Consider the following 18,237-nt stretch of genomic DNA (forward strand, 5'->3'; position numbering starts at 1 on the left):
CGGCGCGGCCGGCCCGTGATGCACGCGACGTCAGGACATCTTCGCCATGCGTCGGCAGGACTCGACGCAGCGGCGACAGGACTCCGCGCAGGCCTTCATCACCGCGTCGTCCGCCATGCGCTCGCACGCGACGGCACACCGCTCGCAGACCTCGGCGCAGACAGCGCACGTCTGCGGATGCAGCGGCGAGGCGCGAAGCATGAAGTCCGCGCTCGTCTTGCACATCTGCACACAGTCCTCCATCAGGCGGATGGTGTCCGCCGAGGCCATCTTCCCGCCCTTCTGGAGGCAGTACGTCATCGTCTGCAGGCACACCGCCGCGCAGGACATGCAGTTGCTGATGCAGGCGCGCATGTCATCCGTGAGTTGATTGTTCGCGCCGACGAGGAACGGCTGCATCTGGAACTTCTGGGATTCCACCTGAGCCATGCGACAACCTCCGTGCGTTGGGTTCGCGTACAGGTGGGGAGCGACAGGGCGCTTCACAACGTCCGCGAGGGCTTCCCAGGGGCAAGCGGAGAGACAGGGCCTGGGCACCATGACTGGCGACCAGACGTGCTCGCGGTGGTCAGCGCGGGCCGCCTGCTCATGAGGATGGGGGCGTGGCTAGAACCAGGCCGAGCACTGCCCGGAGCTGGTGTTGCACAGCCGCAGATGGAAACGCGCGACGCCCGAGTAGCTGCCATTCCACGCGGCGTTGACGACCCACCCATCGGCGTAGAACTGGAGCTTGACGCCACTGCCATGACTGCTGGTGGACCACGTGCCCTTGTAGTAGCCGCCGCCCGTGGCCGTCCACGTCTTGCACACGCTCGCCTTCCTGCCGCCGGGCGCCGTCAACGTTGTGCAAGCCCTGGCGAGTTCGGCATCAGCGGACGCGTCCGGGGCGGCTTCGGAGACCGGGTTCGACCCGGCCACACCCGCCGCGGCCAGAATGCCTGCGAGGACCTGAAACATGGCGTGACGCTCCTGCCCGCATGGGGCCGTGCAGCCGATGCCGGCTGATGAGAGCGGCCAAGCTGTCGTCGGAGCGTCGGAGCGGCAATGCACCCCGGAGGGACCCTCGCTACCCGATGCGAGACACGCGATTGCGGGCCGGCGACCCGCACGCGGCCCCGCACCGCGACGCGGGCGCCGCGCTAGGGCCCGACGACGGAAAAACGCCGGCCCCCCCGAAAGTCCTGGGGAGGGCCGGCGTCGCGCGCGGACAGGATGTTTTCCTGGTCCGGGTCGCGCTAGAGCGCGGTGGCCCAACGCGTGTCGTGGTCGCTCCAGAAGCGGTGCAGGTAATTGTCGGCCTGCTGGATGATGACGGCCTCCGTCCCGTCATCGAGGACGGCCGTCACGGTGATGGCGTTCATGTTCCAGTTGTCACCCGTGGCGAAGATGTCCGGCTGGCCGGAGGTGAACTGGATGCTGAACTCGACGAGGTTGGCGAGCAGCATGCCCGTGGGCGTCACCATCGTCACGGTGTGCGAGGTCCAGTCGGGCCAGCGCGCGCCGTTGTTCAGGTTGATGCTGGCCGTGAGCTGGTTGCCGGACAGCCCCACGTACTTGATCGCGGCCACCGCGTGGCTGGCATTGCGCAGGTCGTCTCCGCCCGTGGCGACGGTGATGCGGAGCCGGGTGACGGAACGGAGTCCATCGTCGGCGTGCGCCATTCCGGGCAGCAGGAACAGCACGGCGGCGGCAAGCATCGCCATCAGGCTCGAACCAAAGCGAGGCGTCATCGCAGTGGGGAAAAGGGCAGCGGTCATCGTCGTCTCCTCTAGGGGTGGGTCACACTCGTGGGCATGGCGCGGCCCCAGGGGCCACGTCGCTCACGAAGCGAAGCCAAGGTGCCGCGAAGCCAGGAACCTGCCCACTGCCAGATTTCTTGCCCTGCCTCGGATGACGGCGAAGTGGAACCCTCGCGAGCATGGGAAGACTCGCGACACTCCCCCTGCTCCTGGGGCTGCTCTGGAGCACACCGCTGCTCGCCGCGACGGCCGAGGACTTCGGCGCACAGCCGGAGGCGCTGCGCATCCAGGTGGTGACCTTCGGTCCCGGCACATACGTCCAGGAGCGCTTCGGACACAGCGCCCTCTGGGTCGAGGATACGCGGCTGGGTGAGGTCGCGCTCTACAGCTATGGCGTGACCTCCCATGGCCCCGCCGCCGAGGTGCGCTACCTCCTGGAGCGACCCACCTATTGGGCCGCCCGGCTCTCGGTGGAGCATTCGTTCTTCCTCTATCGCGCGCGGGGGCGCTCCATCTTCCTCCAGGAGCTGGACCTGTCCGTGGAGCAGCGACGCCGACTCCTCGCGCGCCTCGAACGCGACGTGAATCCCGAGACGCGCGAGTACGCGTATGACCCGCTGCGGGGAAACTGCGCGACGCGCCTGCGCGATGCATTGGACGACGCCCTGGGCGGAGCGCTGCACGCCCGGCTCGCGGGCCCCGCCGCGCTGACCCACCGCGAGCACCTTCGCCGCTACACCCGCGACACCCCGCTGTTCCAGTGGGCGCTGATGCTCTGGCTGAACGACGACGTGGACGCGCCGATGACCCGGTGGGAGGAGGCCGCCTTTCCCCTGGAGCTGGCCCGGGCACTCGCGGAGTTCTCCTTCATGAGCGAACTGGGCACTTCGACTCCGCTCGTGAGGCGAAGCCACGATGAGCACCTGACCACCACCATTCCTCCCCCGCTGGCCCCAGGCCCCACCTCTCTGACGCGAGGGCTCCTCGCCCTTCTCGTGGCGGGCGTGATGGTCCTGCTCGCGGTGCCCCGCGCGCACACGCACCGGTGCGCCTTCCAAATCACCTTCGGCCTGTACCACGCGTTCATCGGCGCGACGCTCGGCACGGCGGGCGCCATCGGCTTCGTCCTGATGCTCGGCTCCGAGCACCCCTACTTCGGCCTCAACGAGAACCAGTGGCTGGCCCATCCCCTCTCACTCGCGCTGCTCCCGCTCGGCCTGGGCATCGCCTGGGGGAATGAGCGCGCCGAGCGCCGAGCACGTCACTGCGTCGGCGTGCTCGCCCTCGGCTCCCTGCTGGCGGTGCTGCTCAAGCTGTCGCCCACGTCACACCAGGACACGCTCGAGCCGATGACCGTCCTGCTCGCCGCGAACATCGGACTGGCGCTCGTCCACGTGAAGCGGTGGCGGGCCCCCCAGACGCTCACCCACCGGCGAGGAGCATCACTTCGACCCGAGCCCCACCCTCCGGGAGATTCGACGCGCGCAGCGACCCTCCACTCGCCTCGATGAGCCCGCCCACCAGCCGCATCCCCAGGCCCGAGCCCTCCGACTTCGTCGTGCCTCCCGTGAGACGCGCCCCGTCCAGCAACCCCGCCCGGAAGCCCGGCCCGTCATCACTCACCCGCAGGAGGATGTTCCGCGTGCCGCCCTCCGGCTCGACGCTCACCTGGACGGTGCCGGCGCCACGTTGCCCATCCCCTTCACACGCATTCACGAGCAGGTTCGTCACCACGTGCGCCAGCCCCCGCTCGCCGCCCACCACCCAGACGCGCGGCCCCTGTCCCTCCGGTGCCCCGGGCCCGAGCAGGATTCGCACATGCGAGTAGCGCGTCTGGACCACGGCGGCCGCGTTGCGCAGGGTGGCGGAGACCTCGACGGGGGTCGCCTCGTCAATCATCGCCAGCTCGCCCAGGGCGCGTGACTTCACGCTCTCCACGAACTCCCACAGCTCGCGCAGGTCCGACGCCAGCCCCTGCACATGCCGCGAGCACGAGGCGCCTCCCGGGTCTCTCAGGAGCAGGTCCGCGCGAAGCCGCGCCGCCGACAGGAGCGTCCGCGCATCGTGGTGCTCGCGCAGGATGACGCTCAGGTTCGTGCGCGCCCGACGAATCCTCACCCCCTCCGCACCGGACTTGAGGACCATCCGGCGCGCCACGCCACACGCGACCGCGGCCACGCTCCCCGCGCTGCCGACGAAGATGACGAGCAGCGCGACCTCCGAAACGCCATACGTCAGTTGACTGGCATTGAACCGGAAGTCGAGGGCGACGAGTCCCCCCAGGAGCAGCAGGTTCGCGCCGGTGCCCACCCAGGCGACACGAGGTGACAGTCGCAACGCGGTGATGAAGACCACCGCGATGACGGCGGAGGGGTCCGGCATCCGCAACAGGCCGGTGTAGCTGTCGCCATGCCACAACAACGTGGACAGGAGCGTGCCCTGGGCGACCACGGCATCCAGGAGCGCGGAGGCCACCAGCAGCCTCGGACCGAACAGTCGCCGCCGTCCCGCCCAGAACGCGACGACGGACAGCGTCATGCCCGAAAGCAACAAGGCCAGCTCCAGCACCGCGGCCGGCCAGCCCCCATCCGCGGCCACGCCTCCCAACGCCAGGAAGCGCGCCATGACCAGCGCGCAGAAGACGATGCGCACCGCGCTCACCAGCACTTCGCCGTCGTTGGACGCATCGGTGAGGACCTTGCGTGTTATGCTTTCCTGTATGGCCATGGTCCAACACCTCCTGCTGATAGAGGACTCGGTCAGCCTGGCGCGCGTGCTCGAAGACGTCCTGCAATCCCGCGCTGAACGAATCACGCACGTCACCACCCTCGCCGCCGCGCGCGAGGTGCTGCGAACCCAACCTCCCGACGCGGTGCTCCTGGACGTCAGCCTTCCGGACGGCACCAGCGACTCCCTGCTGGATGACCTGCTCGCGGTGGAGCCCCTGCCGTATGTCATTGCCATCAGCGGCAGCGCGACGGCCGAGCAGGCCTTCCGACTGGCCGCCAGTGGCGTGCGCGCCTTCGTCCCCAAGCCGCTGGACCTCGCGCGGCTGGAAGCCGTGTGGACCCAGACGCTGTCAGGCCCTCCGGAGCTGGGCCCCGCGTTGAGGGCGAGCGCCGGCAAGGTGCCGCTGCATCACTTCGAGAGCCTGGTCCGCGACACCCTCGTGGACGAGGCCCTTGCCAGGTCCGGAGGCAGCGTGCGCGGCGCCGCGAAGCTGCTCCAGATTTCCCGCCAGCTCCTCCAACACATTCTCAACGCCCGGGATTGAGTCGGGCCTCCTCGCGGCTACCTCCGGTCCGGCGTTCCGGCGAATCACCTGCGCTCCCTGGGACGAACGGCTCCCGCCCACAATCTTCAAGCGGCGTACCAGGGACGCGACGCGGCGTTCTCCCCCACGAGCGGCCTCGCGAATCACTCCCGCGCGAGCACCCACGCGTGGCCCCGAGGACAACCCGTTGGCCCGGTCCGTTGCCTCACGGGCCACAACCCCATCGCGATTCCATCCTGGCGGAAGCGATGAGCCCCCACGAAGCACCTGCCCGGAGATCCACCATCAGCGCCCGGGTAGGAACCGACCGGGGGGAATCCGCGAGAGGCCAATCCCACCCCCTACCACCCAGCGTTGCTGCACCCTGGCGTTCCGCATACGCCACGTGCGAATGAGCGCTGCGTTCCGGGTGGAATCGCGGGCGTCACGGCTCCGAATCCCAGCGCCGCGCGGCTTCTTCCCCTCCGGCCATGCGAGCGCGGCCGCCGCCCCACCCCTCTCGGCCCGGTGCGGGCGCGGCGTAGCATGGCCGAGTGAATACGGAGGCCCCTTGGCTCGTCCTCCGAGGCAATCCTCATTGGAGCCAATTGTCTCGTATATGATGCTTTGGTAGAGGACCGCCGCACGCAGCATCCGCCTTTTTCCCTGCCATCATGGTTTTTTCCGTCCACCACTGGGCCGCGTGGGCTCCCGGGCTTGTCGGGCAAGACGCCTGGCGGTCCTGGCTCTCACAGCCGCATCCGCTTCCGGCCGAGGGCACCCCGCCCTTGACCGAGATGCCGGCGATGATGCGCCGTCGGGTGGACCGGCTGGGTCGCATCGCGCTGCAGGCGGCCTACTCGTGCCAGGCGGACGCGCCTCCGTGTCCCATGGTGTTCGCGTCGCGCTACGGGGACATGGGCCGCTCCGTGGAGCTGCTGGAGCAGTTGGCCCAGGCCACCCCGCTGTCGCCCACGTCCTTCAGCCTGTCGGTGCACAACGCCATTGGCGCGCTGTACTCCATCGCCCGGGGTGACCTGACGGCGCAGAGCGCGGTGGCCGCGGGCGCGGAGACGGTGGAGGCGGCCTTCGTGGAGGCGTGCGGCCTCTTGTCCGAGGGCGCCCCCGAGGTCCTCGTCGTCGTCTATGACGAGCCCCGCCCCGCCCCCTTCGCGCACTTCCCCGAGCAGGTGGCGCTCCCGCACGCCTGGGCCTGCAGCGTGCGGGCGGCCGGAGAAGGCCCCACCTACCAGCTCACCTGCGGCGCCTCGGAGGGCGCACCGGAGCGGGCGTCCGTGGACCCGCTGCCGGAGGAGCTCTCCGTGCTGCGCTTCCTCGTCTCCGGCGAGGCGCGCTTCGAGCACCACACGGGCTCCCGACTCTGGCGGTGGCACCGCGATGCTTGAGCGATTGGAGCGCGGCTGGCGGGTGATCGCCACGGGCATCTCCTTCGCCACCTTCGGCGTGGGGGGGCTGGCGCTGCGCCTGCTGTTCTTCCCCCTGCTGTCGCTCCTGGTCCGCGACAGGCCGCGCCGCACCCGGCTGGCCCGGCTGGCGGTGCACCACTCGTTCCGCTTCTTCGTCGGGCTGATGCACTTTTTGGGGTGCCTGGACTACCGCGTCGAGGGCGTGGAGAAGCTGGCGCGCCCCGGGCTGCTCATCCTCGCCAACCACCCCACGCTCATCGACGTCGTGTTCCTCATCTCGCTGGTGCCCAACGCGGACTGCGTGGTCAAGGCGAGCCTGGCGAACAACCCCTTCATGCGCGGCCCCATCGAGGCCACCGGCTACCTCTGCAATGACTCCGGCCCGGAGCTCGTAGAGGCCTGCATCGCGTCCGTGAAGGCGGGCAACAACCTCATCATCTTCCCGGAGGGCACCCGCACGCCCTTGTCCGGCCCCATGAAGCTGCAGCGCGGGGCGGCCAACATCGCGGTGCGAGGCCCGTGCGACATCACCCCGGTCACCATCCAGGTGGCGCCCATGGCGCTCACCAAGGGGATGCCGTGGTGGCGCGTGGCCCCCACCCGGATGAAGTTCAACATCGTGGTTCAAGACGACATTCGCGTGTCGTCGCTGGTCGAAGAGGCGCACGGAGAGGCCCTCGCGGCCCGCCATCTCACCGAGAGATTGCACGACTACTTCTCCACGGAGACACAACGCCATGCAGGCGCTTGAGCAGGAAATCAAGAAGCTGGTCATCGAGACGCTGAACCTCGAGGACCTCAAGCCGGAGGATATAGACCCGGCGGCGCCGCTGTTCGTCGAGGGGCTGGGGCTCGATTCCATCGATGCCCTGGAACTCGGCCTGGCGCTCCAGAAGGCCTATGGGGTAGCGCTGGCGAGCGACTCCAAGGAGAACCGCCGTCACTTCGCCAGTGTGCGCGCCCTCGCGGATTTCGTGAGCGCCCACCGCAAGTCCTGAGGACCCGCACCACCCATTCGAGGGGGATATGCACATGACCAAGACCCAGCTCTTCGAGAACCTGCGCACGCTCCTGCAGGACACCTTCGACATCGACCCGGCCCGGATTACCCCCGAGGCCCGCCTCCGCGACGACCTGGACATCGACAGCATCGATGCCGTGGACCTGCTCGTGAAGCTCAAGCCCGTGACGGGCAAGCGGCTTCCGCCGGAGGTCTTCAAGTCGGTCCGGACGATTCAGGACGTCGTCGACGCCCTGCACAGCCTGCTCGACGAGTCCGTGGCGGCGTGAAGCTTCTGCGTCCAGCGCTGCTCGGCGTGCTGAGCCTCGCGTATCCGCTGCTGGTGTACTGGGGCCTGGGCCGGTTCGAGCCTCGCTGGATGGCGGTGCCCCTGGCGGGCATGGCCGTCGTGCGGGCCGTGGCCACGCGCGAGCGTGTCTGGCTCGTCACGGCCGCGGGGGCCCTGGTCCTCGCGAGCACCAGCCTGCTGGGCAACCACGCCCTGCCGCTGAAGCTCTATCCGGTGCTCGTGAACACGATGCTGCTCACCGTCTTCGCCACCAGCCTCGTGTCCCCGCCCAGCGTCATCGAACGGCTGGCGCGGCTGCGCGAGCCGGAGCTCCCCCCGTCCGGCGTGGCCTATACGCGGCGGGTGACGCAGGTGTGGTGCGGGTTCTTCGTCGTCAACGGGAGCATCGCGCTGGGCACCGCGCTGTGGGCCAGTGACGCCACGTGGGCGCTGTACAACGGGCTCATCGCCTATGGGCTGATGGGCGTGCTCTTCGCCGGGGAGTGGCTGGTGCGCCGACGCGTGAAGGCAAGCCACGCCCATGGCTGAGCGCATCGCCATCGAACACCTCCTCAGCCGTGGACGCCCCTCCGACTTCCCGGTGGCGTTTCGCGAGGGGCAGGTGCTCGCCTTCGCGGACTTCGAGGCCCGGGCCGCCGGCTGGCGCGCCGCGTACGAGCGGCACGAGGGCCACCGCTTCGCCCTCTCCTTCGAGGACACCTTCGAGTTCGCCGCGGCCCTGCTCGGCGCCTGGCACGCGGGCCGGTGCGTCTATCTTCCCTCGGAGATCCAGCCCACCACGCGCGAGAAGCTCCGCGGCGAGGTGGACGGCTTCGCCGGCCAGATTCCCTCGTCCACCCCGCTCCTGAAGTTCCAGGAGGGCGCGCGCGCGGAGTGGACGCCGCTCTCCCCGGAGGCCCAGGCGCTGGTCGTCTACACCTCCGGCTCCAGCGGAGAGCCCGCCGCCATCCCCAAACACCTGGGGCAGCTCACCCGCGAGGTCGCCACGCTGGCGGACCTCTTCGATGACAGGCTCGGTCCCAGCCGAGTGCTCGCCACGGTGTCGCACCAGCACATCTACGGCCTGCTGTTCCGGGTCCTCTGGCCGCTGACGTCGGGCCGGCCGTTCCTGGCCCGGAGCCTGCCGTACCCCGAGGACATCGTCGCCGAGCTTTCGCACGGGCCGGCGGCGCTCATCGCCAGCCCCGCCCACCTCAAGCGGCTGCCGGACACGTTGGACTGGGCGGGCGTGCGGGGGAACCTGCGCTCGGTGTTCTCCTCGGGGGGCCCCCTGTCCACCGACGCGCTGCACGCCTGTCGCGGACTGCTCGGGCAGGCGCCCGTGGAGGTCTACGGCAGCTCGGAGACCGGGGGCATCGCCTGGCGCCAGCGCACCCAGGACGAGGCGCTGAGCTGGAGGACGATGCCCGGCGTGGAGGTCCGCCTGACGGAGGACGCCCTGGCGGTCCGCTCCCCCCACCTGCCGGATGGGAACTGGTTCCAGACGGAGGACCGGGCCCGGCTGCTGCCAGAGGGCTTCGAGCTGCTGGGGCGCATGGACCGGTTGCTCAAACTGGAGGAGAAGCGGGTCTCCTTGAGCGCCATGGAGCGGGCCCTGTTGGAGAGTGACCTGGTCCGCGAGGCGCGGGTGGTGCCCCTGTCCGAGGGAAACCGCTCGGTTCTGGGGGTGGTGGCCGTGCTGGGGCCCACCGGCCGGCACCTTCACGCCGACAGTGGAAAGCCCTTCCTGAACCGGGCCCTTCGAAAGCACCTGTCTTCCCAGTTCGAGCCCAGTGTCCTTCCGCGTCGATTCCGGTATCTGGAGGCGATGCCAGTCAACTCCCAGGGCAAATCCACCGAGGCCGCGCTCGTCGCCCTCTTCGACTCCCGCCGCCCGCCCCTGCGCGTGCTCGAGCACACCGCGGACCGCGCCGTGCTGAGCATCGAGACACCGGCGAGCCTGCCGTACTTCAAGGGCCACTTCCCGGAGAAGGCCATCCTGCCCGGCGTGGCGCAAATCGAGTGGGCGCTCCATCTGGGCCGGGAGTTGTTCACGCTCCCGCCGGAGTTCCTCCGCATGGAGGCGGTGAAGTTCCAGCAGCTCATCGTCCCCGAGACGCTCCTCACCCTGGAGCTCACCTGGACACAGGCCAAGGGCAGCCTCCAGTTCAAGTTCACCTCCGAGGCCGGCACCCACGGGAGCGGCCGCATCCTGCTCGGTGAGGTCCGCGGATGAAGCTCTGCGTGGTGATTCCCGTCTACAACCACGGCGAGGCGGTGGGCGCGGTGGTGAACTCCGTGCGCGCGCACGGGCTGCCATGCCTGCTGGTGGATGACGGCAGCGAGCCGGGCTGCGCGAAGGTCCTGGACACGCTGGCGGAGGCGGACAGGTCTGGCATCGAGCTGGTGCGCCTGCCCCGGAACGAGGGCAAGGGCGGGGCGATGATGGCGGGCTTCCGGGCGGCGAAGGCCTCCGGCTTCAGCCACGCGCTGCAGATTGACGCCGACGGCCAGCACGACACCCGGGACATCCCCCGCTTCGTCGAGCTGGCGGCCTCGGCCCCGGAAAAAATCATCTGCGGCACGCCCATCTACGACGAGTCGGTGCCCAAGGGCCGGCTGTACGGCCGCTACGCCACGCACATCTGGGTGTGGATCAACACGCTGTCACTGGCCATCCGCGATTCGATGTGCGGCTTCCGCGTGTATCCGCTGACGCCCACGCTCGCGCTCATCGACACGGTGAGCATTGGCAGGCGCATGGACTTCGACGTGGAAGTCATCGTGCGGCTGTACTGGCGAGGGGTGGGCATCCTCAACCAGCCCACCCAGGTGCGCTACCCCACCGACGGCATCTCCCACTTCGACGTGCTCTGGGACAACGTGCGCATCTCCCGCATGCACGCCCGGCTCTTCTTCGGGATGTTGCTGCGGCTGCCGCTGCTCTTGTGGCGGAAGGTCTCCGCATGAAGCCGCGGCATTGGGCGGAGATGGGCGAGAGCACCTTCGTGCTCGGCATCTGGCTGTTGTACTGGGTCCACCGGCTGCTGGGGCGCTGGCCGTTCCGCCTCTGTCTGTACCCCGTGGTCCTGGTGCACTGGCTGGCCCGCCCCGTGGTGCGCAAGGCGTCGCTCCAGTACCTCTCGCGGGTGGAGCAGGCCACCGGCGCGCTCGGGCGCAAACCCGGGCGAGGCGACAGCCTGCGCCACATGGTCACCTTCGCGGAGACGATGCTCGACAAGCTCCTGGCCGTCAGCGGGAGATACCGCTTCGAGCAGGTCCACACCGAGGGGCGCGAGCAGTTCTACGAGGTGGTGAAGGCGGGCAAGGGCGGCATCATCGTCACCGCGCACATGGGCTGCCTGGAGCTGTGTCGCGCCATGGCGGAGAAGCGTGGCGAAGTGAAGCTCCACATCCTGGTGCACACCCGCCATGCCGAGCAGTTCAACCGCCTGCTCAAGCGGCTCAATCCGGACAGCGGCTTCCAGTTGGTGGAAGTCACGGACATGGGGCCTGGGACAGCCGTCGCGCTGGAGAAGTACGTGACGGAGGGCGGGTTCGTGGTGATTGCCGGAGACCGGGTGCCGGTGAGCGCCAGTCAGACGGTGGACGTGGACTTCCTGGGGCACAAGGCCGCCTTCCCCGTGGGGCCCTACGTGCTGGCCTCGCTGTTCAAGTGCCCGCTGTACCTGCTGGGGTGCATCCACGAGAACAACGGATACACCATCCATTTCGAGACCCTGGCCGAGCGTGTCGAGCTCCCCCGGGGCAAGCGCGCGGCCGCGTTGACGGGCCACGCCCAACACTATGCCGAGCGGGTGACGGCGCTGCTGAAGCGCTCTCCGTTCGATTGGTTCAACTTCTTTCCCTTTTGGGATCAGGCGAATGCCTCCGCCAGGAATCAAGAATGAGCGTGCGGTCCGGTTCGATGGGAGCCGGCTCGCCATTGAAGACGTGTCCGCGCTGTCGCGCCGGGAGCGCGACGCCGAGCTGAGCACTTCCACCGACTTCCGCCGCAGAATCACCCGGGGCGCGGAGTTCCTGGACCGGCTGCTGGCGGAGGACGGGAACATCTACGGCGTGACGACGGGGTACGGAGACTCGTGCACCGTCTCCATTCCGCCCGAGCTGATCGCCGAGCTGCCGCACCACCTCTACGCGTACCACGGCATTGGAGCCGGCCGGTTCCTGACGCCCGAGGAGACGCGCGCGGTGCTGGCGGCGCGGCTGGCCTCGCTGGCCCAGGGTGTGTCCGGCGTGGGGCTGGGGTTGCTCACCCAGTTGGAGCTGCTCCTGCGCCACGACATCCTGCCGCTGATTCCCGCCGAGGGTTCGGTGGGCGCCAGTGGCGACCTCACGCCGCTGTCCTACGTGGCGGCGGTGCTCTGCGGAGAGCGAGAGGTCTGGTACCGGGGCGAGCGACGTCCCGCCGCGGAGGTGCTCGCGCGGCACGACCTGAAGCCCCTGAAGCTGCGCCCCAAGGAAGGCCTGGCCATCATGAATGGCACGGCGGTGATGACCGCCCTGGCCTGCCTCGCGTGGGAGCGCGCCGAGTACCTGGGACGACTGGCCACCCGGCTCACCGCCTTCAACGTGGTGGCGAGCGCCGGCAACGCGCACCACTTCGACGAGGCGCTGTTCGCCCTCAAGCCGCATGTGGGACAGCAGCGCGTGGCCGCGCGACTGCGCGTGGACCTGGCCACGGACCGGCCGAGCCGCAACGAGCAGCGCTTGCAAGACCGCTACTCCCTGCGCTGCGCGCCTCACGTGATTGGCGTGCTCGAGGACGCCCTGCCCTTCTTCCGGGCGCAAATCGAGAACGAGCTGAACAGCGCCAACGACAACCCGCTCATCGACCCCGACAGCGAGCGGGTGCTGCACGGCGGCCACTTCTATGGGGGCCACATCGCCTTCGCCATGGACGGGCTCAAGACGGCCGTGGCCAACGTGGCGGACCTGATGGACCGGCAGCTCGCGCTGCTGGTGGACACCCGCTACAACCACGGGCTGCCCTCCAACCTCTCCGGCTCCACGGGGCCCCGCGCGGCCATCAACCACGGGCTCAAGGCGGTGCAGATCAGCGTCTCCGCGTGGACGGCGGAGGCCCTCAAGCAGACGATGCCCGCGTCCGTGTTCTCCCGCTCCACCGAGTGCCACAACCAGGACAAGGTGAGCATGGGCACCATCGCCGCGCGCGACTGCCTCCGGGTATTGGAGCTGTCCGAGCAGGTGGTGGCGGCGATGCTCATCGCGGCGCGTCAGGGAATCACCCTGCGCGGCCGGATTGCTCAAGAAATGAATCTGGCGCCGTCTCTTGCGTCGATGCAGGCCGATCTGGAGCAGCGAATCCCGCTGGTGGTGGAGGACCGAGCGTTGGACAAGGAGCTGCAAGGGCTGCTGGGCGCCATCCGCGCCCGCGAGTGGGGGCTCTATGAGGCCTGACCTCAGCCATGAAATCGAGCTGTCGCCGCCCTTCCATGACATCGACCTGATGGAGGTCGTCTGGCATGGCCACTACGTGAAGTACCTGGAGCTGGCGCGGTGCGCGCTCCTGGCGAAGTTCGATTACGACTACCCGCAGATGCTGGCGTCCGGCTTCGCGTGGCCCGTCGTGGACATGCGGCTGAAGTACGTGCAGCCCGCGCTCTACGGAAAGACGCTGAAGATTCGCGCCGAAATCACCGAATGGGAGAACCGGCTCCGTATCGACTATGTGATTCGAGACGCCTCCACGGGCCGCAAGGTGAACCAGGCCCACACCGTCCAGGTCGCCGTGTCGATGGCCACCAAGGAGCTCCAGTACATCTGTCCGCCGGTGCTCTGGCAGCGGCTGGGGGTGAAGCCCGAATGAAGCGCGCGCTCTTGCTGGTGATGCTGCTGGTGGGCTCGACGGCCAGCGCCGGTGACGACATCGTCGCGGGGGTCCGAGCCCGGCTGGCGGACGTGCCGCTGTTGCGGGGGGACTTCGAGCAGAAGAAGACGGTGGCCGGCTTCAAGAAGCCGCTCGTCTCGCGCGGGGCGTTCCTGCTGTCGCGGGAGCACGGCGTGCTGTGGGACACGCGGGTGCCCTTCGCGTCCACGCTCACGCTGACGCGCAAGTCGCTGAGCGCCGAGCAGGGAACGGGCGCGGCGGCCTATCGCCTGGACGCGAGCAAGGAGCCGGGGCTCGCGGCGATGAACGAGGTGATGTTCGCGCTCCTGTCCGGTGACGTGGCCGCGCTGTCCAAGCGCTTTCGCGTCGAGGGCGAGCTCGTGGGCACGACAGGCTGGAAGCTGACCCTGACGCCCACGGACGCGGGCCTCGCGCGGGTCTTCAAGAGCATCCATCTGGAGGGAGACTCGTACGTGAGGCAGGTCAAGCTGGACGAGGCGCGCGGCGACACCAGCGTCATCCAGTTCGACAAGCTGAGCCAGACACCCGCCCCCAATGACGCGGAAGCCGGGCGTCTTGCGAAATAGGGCCGCCATCCTCTGGCTGTTGGTGGTGCTGGCCGTGGGTGTGCACCAGGTCCAGTTCTGGCGCTCGGCGCGCCTGGACACCGACGTCCTGGCGCTCCTGCCCGAGGACGAGCAGGCCCCGGAGGTCGATGCCGCCACGCGCAAGCTCGCGGACCAGGCGGGCCGGGAGCTGGTGTTGCTGGTGGGTGCGCCGGATTGGGCATCCGCCCAGCGCGCGGCGGACCTCGTCACGGCGGAGCTTTCGAAGGACACCTCGCTCCTGAGCCCCTCCGCCCTGGACGCGTCCTCGCTGGATGCGGCGCTGGAGCTGTACCGTCCCTATCGAGACAGGCTGCTGACGCCCGCGCAGCGCACGTGGCTTTCGCGGGCGACACCGGAGGAGCTGGGCGGCACGGCGCTGATGAAGCTGTACCAGCCCGCGGGGCCCCACCTGACGGACTGGGAGGCGGACCCGCTGGGCCTGTGGCCGGACTGGTGGGCGGCGCGCGCCTCCGAAAGCACCGCGCGCCCGCGCGACGGTCGCCTCTGGCTGTCTGGCGAAGGCCGCGAGTGGGTGCTCCTGGCGTGGCACAGCCAGGTCTCCGCCTTCGCGCTGGGCGCCGACGGAAACATCACCACCGTGGTGGACCGCGCGCGGGCCGCCGTGACGACGCAGGTGCCCGGCAGCCGGGTGGTGGCCGCGGGCGTGCCGCTGTACGCGGAGGCCGCCGCGTCCCAGGCCAGCAACGAGATGTCCACCATTGGCATCGGCTCGCTGGTGGCGGTGCTCGTGCTGGTGTGGCTGACGTTCCGCTCGGTGCGGCCCATCATCCTGGTGGGTGTGTCGCTGGGCATCGGCTGCGCGGTGGCGATGAGCGTCACGGCGCTCGTGTTCGAGCGGGTCCACCTGCTCACGCTCGTCTTTGGCTCCAGCCTGGTCGGCGTGGCGGAGGACTACGGCTTCCACTACTTCGCCGCGCGCCAGGGCAAGCCGCCCTCCGAGCGCGGGCCGCTGATGCGCAGCCTGCTGCCGGGCATGGTGATGGCGCTGCTCACCAGCGTGGTGGCGTATCTGGCCCTGGGCGTGGCGCCCTTCCCCGGGCTGCGGCAGATGGCGCTGTTCTCCGCCACGGGACTGGTGGGCGCGTTCCTGACGGTGGCCTGCTGGTTCCCGACGCTGGACACCGGCGCCCTGCCCGTGACGTCCTTCTCCACGCGCTTCGCCACGTCCCTGGCGCGCTGGCCCCGCTTCGCCTCCACCCGCGCGTGGTGGGTGGGGACCGCGGCGCTCGTCCTGTTCATCATCGGAGGGCTGTGGCGCGTGCGGACGCGCGATGACGTGCGACAGCTGCAGGGCGCGCCGGCGCATCTCATCGCCGACCAGCGCGAGCTGGGGCGGCTCCTCGGGTTGCCCAGCCCCGCCCAGTTCTTCCTCGTGGGAGGCCAGGACGAGGAGCAGGTGCTCGCGCGCGAGGCTTCGCTGAAGGCGCGCTTGGACCCGCTGGTGACGGACAAGGTCCTCGCGGGCTATCGCGCGGTGTCTGACTGGTTGCCCAGCGCGGAGCAGCAGCGCTCGGACGCGAAGCTGAGCGCCCGCGCGGAAGCGCAGGCGGTGGCCGCCGTGGCCCAGGCCACGGGCGAGGAGCCCACCCGCGCGCGCTTCGCGGACGACGTGCTCACTCCGGAGCGGCTGCTCGCCAGTCCCGCCTCGGCGGCCATCCGGCAGCAGTGGTTGGGGCGCCTGGGCGAGAAGCACTTCAGCATCGTCATGCTGCGCGGGCTGAATGACCCGTCGGTGCTCCCGCGCATCGCCGACGCCGCTCAGGGGCTGGAGGGCGTGCGGTGGGTGGACAAGACGCAGGAGATCTCCCGGCTCCTGGAGCGCTACCGCCGGCTCATGGGCGGGCTCATCCTGCTGGGCTATGTCGCGGTGCTGTTGCTGCTCGTCGTGCGCTTCCGACGCGAGGCGTGGCGGGCCTGGCTGCCCACGGTGGTGGGCACGCTCGTCACGCTGGCGGTGTTCGGCTGGGTGGGCGAGCCGCTCCAGCTCTTCAGCGTGCTGGGCCTCATGCTGCTGCTGGGCATGGGCGTGGACTACGGAATCTTCATGTTGGAGCACCCGGGTGAGGGCTCCGCCTGGCTCGCGGTGGCACTCGCGGGCGTGAGCACCCTCCTCTCATTCGGTCTCCTGGGGCTCTCGGCCACTCCGGCCCTGCGCTCCTTTGGTCTCACCATGCTCCTGGGCGAAGTCACCATCTGGTTGCTCACGCCCTGTTGCAGACTGCCTCCTGGCAAGGACGTGTCGTGAAGGTAGAAAAGACAGAAGTCGTCATCATTGGGGCGGGCCCCTCTGGCTCGGTGGCCGCGGGGATTCTGCGCAAGCAGGGTCGTCAGGTGTTGATCCTGGAGCGCGAGCAGTTCCCTCGCTTCTCCATCGGAGAGAGCCTGCTGCCGCAGAGCATGGAGTACATCGAGGAAGCGGGGATGATTCGCGACGTGGTGGAGGCGGGCTTCCAGTTCAAGAATGGAGCGGCCTTCGCGCGCGGCGAGACGTACACGGACTTCGATTTCCGCGACAAGTTCTCCAAGGGCTGGGGCACCACGTACCAGGTGCAGCGTGGAACCTTCGACCACGTGCTGGCGCTCGCCGCCGAGCGCATGGGCGCCACCCTGCGCTTCCGCCACACCGTCGAGTCCGTGGATGTCACCGGCGCGGAGCCCGAAATCACGGTGCGCTCGCCCGAGGGCGAGACCTACCGCGTGCAGGCGCGCTTCCTGCTCGACGCCAGCGGCTTTGGCCGTGTGCTGCCCCGCCTGCTCCAGTTGGAGACGCCGTCGAACTTCCCGGTGCGCGGCGCGCTCTTCACGCACGTGGAGGACCGCGTGCCGTCCGGCGGCAACTTCGACCGCAGCAAGATTCGCGTCACCGTGCATCCCAAGCACGTGGACGTCTGGTACTGGACCATCCCCTTCTCCAACGGGCGCTGCTCGCTGGGCGTGGTGGCCAGGCGCGAGTACCTGGAGCAGTTCCAGGGCACCGAGACCGAGCGGCTCAAGGCCATCGTCGCGGATGACCCGACGCTGTCGAAGCTCTTGAAGGACGCCGTCTGGGACACGCCCGCGCGCAGCATCACCGGCTACGCGGCGAACGTGAAGTCGCTGTGGGGCAACGGCTTCGCGCTCCTGGGCAACGCTGGCGAGTTCCTGGACCCGGTGTTCTCCTCGGGCGTCACCATCGCCGTCAAGTCCGCGAGCCTCGCGTCCAAGTGCATCGGCCGTGTGTTCGCGGGCGAGACGGTGGACTGGGAGCGCGACTACGCGGTGCCGCTCAAGGCGGGCGTGGACACGTTCCGCACCTTCGTCGAGTCCTGGTACGCGGGCGGCTTCCAGAACGTCATCTTCCACCCCAACGCGTCCCCCGAGGTGCGTCGGATGATCTCCGCCATCCTGGCCGGCTACGCCTGGGACAAGGAGAACCCCTTCGTGGCTGACAGCCGGCGACGGCTCGGCGTACTCGAGCAGCTGTGCGCCACCTGATTCCCATCGTCGTCCTGTTCGGGCTCGTCTCCTGCGTCACTTCGCCCCCGCGGCCGGTGGCGCCGGAGGTGGCCCTGCCCACGCTCACGCTGGCTCCGGCGACGTTCGGAGGCAGCGTGAGCCTGTCGCAGCGCTTGAGCTTCGCGCATGACGCGGACCCGGGCGGACCTCGCTCGCTGGAGGCGCTCGTCGAAATCGACGTGTCGTCGCTCCAGCTGGCGGGGTTCGCGCTGGGTCAGCGCGTCTTCACCCTGCAGTGGGACGGCGCGAAGCTGGACGAGCAGCGGGACGCTCGCGTGCCCGAGCAGCTCCAGTCGCGCACGGTGCTGCGGGACCTCCAGTTGGTCTACTGGCCGGCCCCGGCGGTGCGCGCGGCCCTGCCGCCGGACTGGACGCTGGAGGATTCGCCGGGCATGCGCGTGCTGCGCCACGCGGACAAGGACTGGCTCACGGTGCGTTATGATGGAGAGCCGCGCTGGGTGGGCCGCGCGGAGCTGGTCAACCTGGCGGAGCATTACCGGCTGACCATCGAGTCACGCCCCTCGGAGGAATGA

20 protein-coding genes are annotated in these 18,237 nt (G+C 69.4%); 16 read left to right on the plus strand and 4 right to left on the minus strand.

Annotation, left to right across the window (positions count from 1 at the left end; translation table 11 throughout):
- Nucleotides 1-30 precede the first annotated feature (30 nt).
- The 3 genes from HUA78_RS14105 to HUA78_RS14115 form a co-directional block, all read right to left on the minus strand.
- Nucleotides 31-429, minus strand: a complete 399-nt coding sequence (locus HUA78_RS14105; protein ID WP_217442464.1) for a four-helix bundle copper-binding protein — start codon at nucleotides 427-429, stop codon at nucleotides 31-33.
- A 177-nt stretch (nucleotides 430-606) separates the two neighbouring features.
- The gene (locus HUA78_RS14110) at nucleotides 607-957 is read right to left on the minus strand and encodes a hypothetical protein (protein WP_141640884.1); all 351 of its coding nucleotides are present in this window, start codon (nucleotides 955-957) and stop codon (nucleotides 607-609) included.
- Between the two features lie 278 nt (nucleotides 958-1,235).
- Nucleotides 1,236-1,757, minus strand: a complete 522-nt coding sequence (locus tag HUA78_RS14115; RefSeq protein WP_174455091.1) for a hypothetical protein — start codon at nucleotides 1,755-1,757, stop codon at nucleotides 1,236-1,238.
- Nucleotides 1,758-1,918: 161 nt separating this feature from the next.
- Between HUA78_RS14115 and HUA78_RS14120 the strand changes: the two genes are divergently transcribed.
- A complete protein-coding gene (locus HUA78_RS14120) occupies nucleotides 1,919-3,250 on the plus strand; it encodes a DUF4105 domain-containing protein (RefSeq protein ID WP_174476478.1) in 1,332 nt (443 codons plus the stop codon).
- Here the strand turns inward: HUA78_RS14120 and HUA78_RS14125 are convergent.
- Nucleotides 3,162-4,466, minus strand: coding sequence for a sensor histidine kinase KdpD (locus HUA78_RS14125; protein ID WP_174476479.1), 1,305 nt, complete (start codon nucleotides 4,464-4,466; stop codon nucleotides 3,162-3,164). The genes HUA78_RS14120 and HUA78_RS14125 overlap by 89 nt on opposite strands.
- On the opposite strand from HUA78_RS14125, the gene HUA78_RS14130 reads away from it, so the two are divergent.
- The 15 genes from HUA78_RS14130 (at nucleotide 4,465) to HUA78_RS14200 (ending at nucleotide 18,237) form a co-directional block, all read left to right on the plus strand.
- Nucleotides 4,465-5,013, plus strand: coding sequence for a response regulator (locus HUA78_RS14130; RefSeq protein WP_254614464.1), 549 nt, complete (start codon nucleotides 4,465-4,467; stop codon nucleotides 5,011-5,013). The genes HUA78_RS14125 and HUA78_RS14130 overlap by 2 nt on opposite strands.
- A 653-nt stretch (nucleotides 5,014-5,666) precedes the next feature.
- Nucleotides 5,667-6,398 (plus strand): beta-ketoacyl synthase chain length factor, encoded by a 732-nt coding sequence (locus tag HUA78_RS14135; RefSeq protein ID WP_217442465.1) that lies wholly within the window; start codon nucleotides 5,667-5,669, stop codon nucleotides 6,396-6,398.
- On the plus strand, nucleotides 6,391-7,170 hold the full coding sequence (locus tag HUA78_RS14140; protein WP_141640878.1) for a 1-acyl-sn-glycerol-3-phosphate acyltransferase: 780 nt from the start codon (nucleotides 6,391-6,393) through the stop codon (nucleotides 7,168-7,170). The genes HUA78_RS14135 and HUA78_RS14140 overlap by 8 nt, the downstream gene beginning before the upstream one ends.
- Nucleotides 7,157-7,417 carry a phosphopantetheine-binding protein gene (locus tag HUA78_RS14145; RefSeq protein WP_141640877.1) on the plus strand — a complete coding sequence of 87 codons (261 nt, stop codon included), beginning with the start codon at nucleotides 7,157-7,159 and terminating at the stop codon, nucleotides 7,415-7,417. Before HUA78_RS14140 ends, HUA78_RS14145 begins: the two co-directional genes overlap by 14 nt.
- A 34-nt stretch (nucleotides 7,418-7,451) precedes the next feature.
- Nucleotides 7,452-7,709 carry an acyl carrier protein gene (locus HUA78_RS14150; protein ID WP_141640876.1) on the plus strand — a complete coding sequence of 86 codons (258 nt, stop codon included), beginning with the start codon at nucleotides 7,452-7,454 and terminating at the stop codon, nucleotides 7,707-7,709.
- Nucleotides 7,706-8,257 carry a hypothetical protein gene (locus HUA78_RS14155; protein ID WP_141640875.1) on the plus strand — a complete coding sequence of 184 codons (552 nt, stop codon included), beginning with the start codon at nucleotides 7,706-7,708 and terminating at the stop codon, nucleotides 8,255-8,257. Before HUA78_RS14150 ends, HUA78_RS14155 begins: the two co-directional genes overlap by 4 nt.
- Nucleotides 8,250-9,944: an AMP-binding protein gene (locus tag HUA78_RS14160; protein ID WP_174476480.1), complete on the plus strand. Its 1,695-nt coding sequence runs from the start codon at nucleotides 8,250-8,252 to the stop codon at nucleotides 9,942-9,944. The genes HUA78_RS14155 and HUA78_RS14160 overlap by 8 nt, the downstream gene beginning before the upstream one ends.
- On the plus strand, nucleotides 9,941-10,678 hold the full coding sequence (locus HUA78_RS14165; protein WP_174462258.1) for a glycosyltransferase family 2 protein: 738 nt from the start codon (nucleotides 9,941-9,943) through the stop codon (nucleotides 10,676-10,678). Before HUA78_RS14160 ends, HUA78_RS14165 begins: the two co-directional genes overlap by 4 nt.
- Nucleotides 10,675-11,619, plus strand: a complete 945-nt coding sequence (locus HUA78_RS14170) for an acyltransferase (protein ID WP_141640872.1) — start codon at nucleotides 10,675-10,677, stop codon at nucleotides 11,617-11,619. The genes HUA78_RS14165 and HUA78_RS14170 overlap by 4 nt, the downstream gene beginning before the upstream one ends.
- Entirely contained in the window at nucleotides 11,594-13,150 is a 1,557-nt protein-coding gene (hutH, locus tag HUA78_RS14175) for a histidine ammonia-lyase (RefSeq protein ID WP_174455085.1), read from the plus strand. Before HUA78_RS14170 ends, hutH begins: the two co-directional genes overlap by 26 nt.
- Nucleotides 13,140-13,559, plus strand: coding sequence for a thioesterase family protein (locus tag HUA78_RS14180; protein ID WP_141640870.1), 420 nt, complete (start codon nucleotides 13,140-13,142; stop codon nucleotides 13,557-13,559). Before hutH ends, HUA78_RS14180 begins: the two co-directional genes overlap by 11 nt.
- Nucleotides 13,556-14,167: an outer membrane lipoprotein carrier protein LolA gene (locus tag HUA78_RS14185; protein ID WP_174455084.1), complete on the plus strand. Its 612-nt coding sequence runs from the start codon at nucleotides 13,556-13,558 to the stop codon at nucleotides 14,165-14,167. Before HUA78_RS14180 ends, HUA78_RS14185 begins: the two co-directional genes overlap by 4 nt.
- Nucleotides 14,136-16,454, plus strand: coding sequence for an MMPL family transporter (locus HUA78_RS14190; RefSeq protein WP_254623708.1), 2,319 nt, complete (start codon nucleotides 14,136-14,138; stop codon nucleotides 16,452-16,454). The genes HUA78_RS14185 and HUA78_RS14190 overlap by 32 nt, the downstream gene beginning before the upstream one ends.
- The gene (locus HUA78_RS14195; protein WP_174476481.1) at nucleotides 16,451-17,683 is read left to right on the plus strand and encodes a tryptophan 7-halogenase; all 1,233 of its coding nucleotides are present in this window, start codon (nucleotides 16,451-16,453) and stop codon (nucleotides 17,681-17,683) included. The genes HUA78_RS14190 and HUA78_RS14195 overlap by 4 nt, the downstream gene beginning before the upstream one ends.
- Nucleotides 17,671-18,237, plus strand: a complete 567-nt coding sequence (locus HUA78_RS14200; protein ID WP_174476482.1) for a DUF3261 domain-containing protein — start codon at nucleotides 17,671-17,673, stop codon at nucleotides 18,235-18,237. Before HUA78_RS14195 ends, HUA78_RS14200 begins: the two co-directional genes overlap by 13 nt.

Source organism: Myxococcus sp. CA033 (genome assembly GCF_013336625.1).
Lineage (GTDB): Bacteria > Myxococcota > Myxococcia > Myxococcales > Myxococcaceae > Myxococcus > Myxococcus llanfairpwllgwyngyllgogerychwyrndrobwllllantysiliogogogochensis.

What these genes read in the sequence shown, in the direction of transcription:
- HUA78_RS14165 (WP_174462258.1), top strand. Translation starts at nt 9,941, where the DNA reads ATGAAGCTCTGCGTGGTGATTCCCGTCTACAACCACGGCGAGGCGGTG.
- HUA78_RS14180 (WP_141640870.1), top strand. Translation starts at nt 13,140, where the DNA reads ATGAGGCCTGACCTCAGCCATGAAATCGAGCTGTCGCCGCCCTTCCAT.
- HUA78_RS14160 (WP_174476480.1), top strand. Translation starts at nt 8,250, where the DNA reads ATGGCTGAGCGCATCGCCATCGAACACCTCCTCAGCCGTGGACGCCCC.
- HUA78_RS14105 (WP_217442464.1), bottom strand. Translation starts at nt 429, where the DNA reads ATGGCTCAGGTGGAATCCCAGAAGTTCCAGATGCAGCCGTTCCTCGTC.
- HUA78_RS14185 (WP_174455084.1), top strand. Translation starts at nt 13,556, where the DNA reads ATGAAGCGCGCGCTCTTGCTGGTGATGCTGCTGGTGGGCTCGACGGCC.
- HUA78_RS14170 (WP_141640872.1), top strand. Translation starts at nt 10,675, where the DNA reads ATGAAGCCGCGGCATTGGGCGGAGATGGGCGAGAGCACCTTCGTGCTC.
- HUA78_RS14150 (WP_141640876.1), top strand. Translation starts at nt 7,452, where the DNA reads ATGACCAAGACCCAGCTCTTCGAGAACCTGCGCACGCTCCTGCAGGAC.
- HUA78_RS14130 (WP_254614464.1), top strand. Translation starts at nt 4,465, where the DNA reads ATGGTCCAACACCTCCTGCTGATAGAGGACTCGGTCAGCCTGGCGCGC.
- HUA78_RS14145 (WP_141640877.1), top strand. Translation starts at nt 7,157, where the DNA reads ATGCAGGCGCTTGAGCAGGAAATCAAGAAGCTGGTCATCGAGACGCTG.
- HUA78_RS14115 (WP_174455091.1), bottom strand. Translation starts at nt 1,757, where the DNA reads ATGACCGCTGCCCTTTTCCCCACTGCGATGACGCCTCGCTTTGGTTCG.
- HUA78_RS14110 (WP_141640884.1), bottom strand. Translation starts at nt 957, where the DNA reads ATGTTTCAGGTCCTCGCAGGCATTCTGGCCGCGGCGGGTGTGGCCGGG.
- hutH (WP_174455085.1), top strand. Translation starts at nt 11,594, where the DNA reads ATGCCTCCGCCAGGAATCAAGAATGAGCGTGCGGTCCGGTTCGATGGG.
- HUA78_RS14190 (WP_254623708.1), top strand. Translation starts at nt 14,136, where the DNA reads ATGACGCGGAAGCCGGGCGTCTTGCGAAATAGGGCCGCCATCCTCTGG.
- HUA78_RS14120 (WP_174476478.1), top strand. Translation starts at nt 1,919, where the DNA reads ATGGGAAGACTCGCGACACTCCCCCTGCTCCTGGGGCTGCTCTGGAGC.
- HUA78_RS14140 (WP_141640878.1), top strand. Translation starts at nt 6,391, where the DNA reads ATGCTTGAGCGATTGGAGCGCGGCTGGCGGGTGATCGCCACGGGCATC.
- HUA78_RS14135 (WP_217442465.1), top strand. Translation starts at nt 5,667, where the DNA reads ATGGTTTTTTCCGTCCACCACTGGGCCGCGTGGGCTCCCGGGCTTGTC.
- HUA78_RS14125 (WP_174476479.1), bottom strand. Translation starts at nt 4,466, where the DNA reads ATGGCCATACAGGAAAGCATAACACGCAAGGTCCTCACCGATGCGTCC.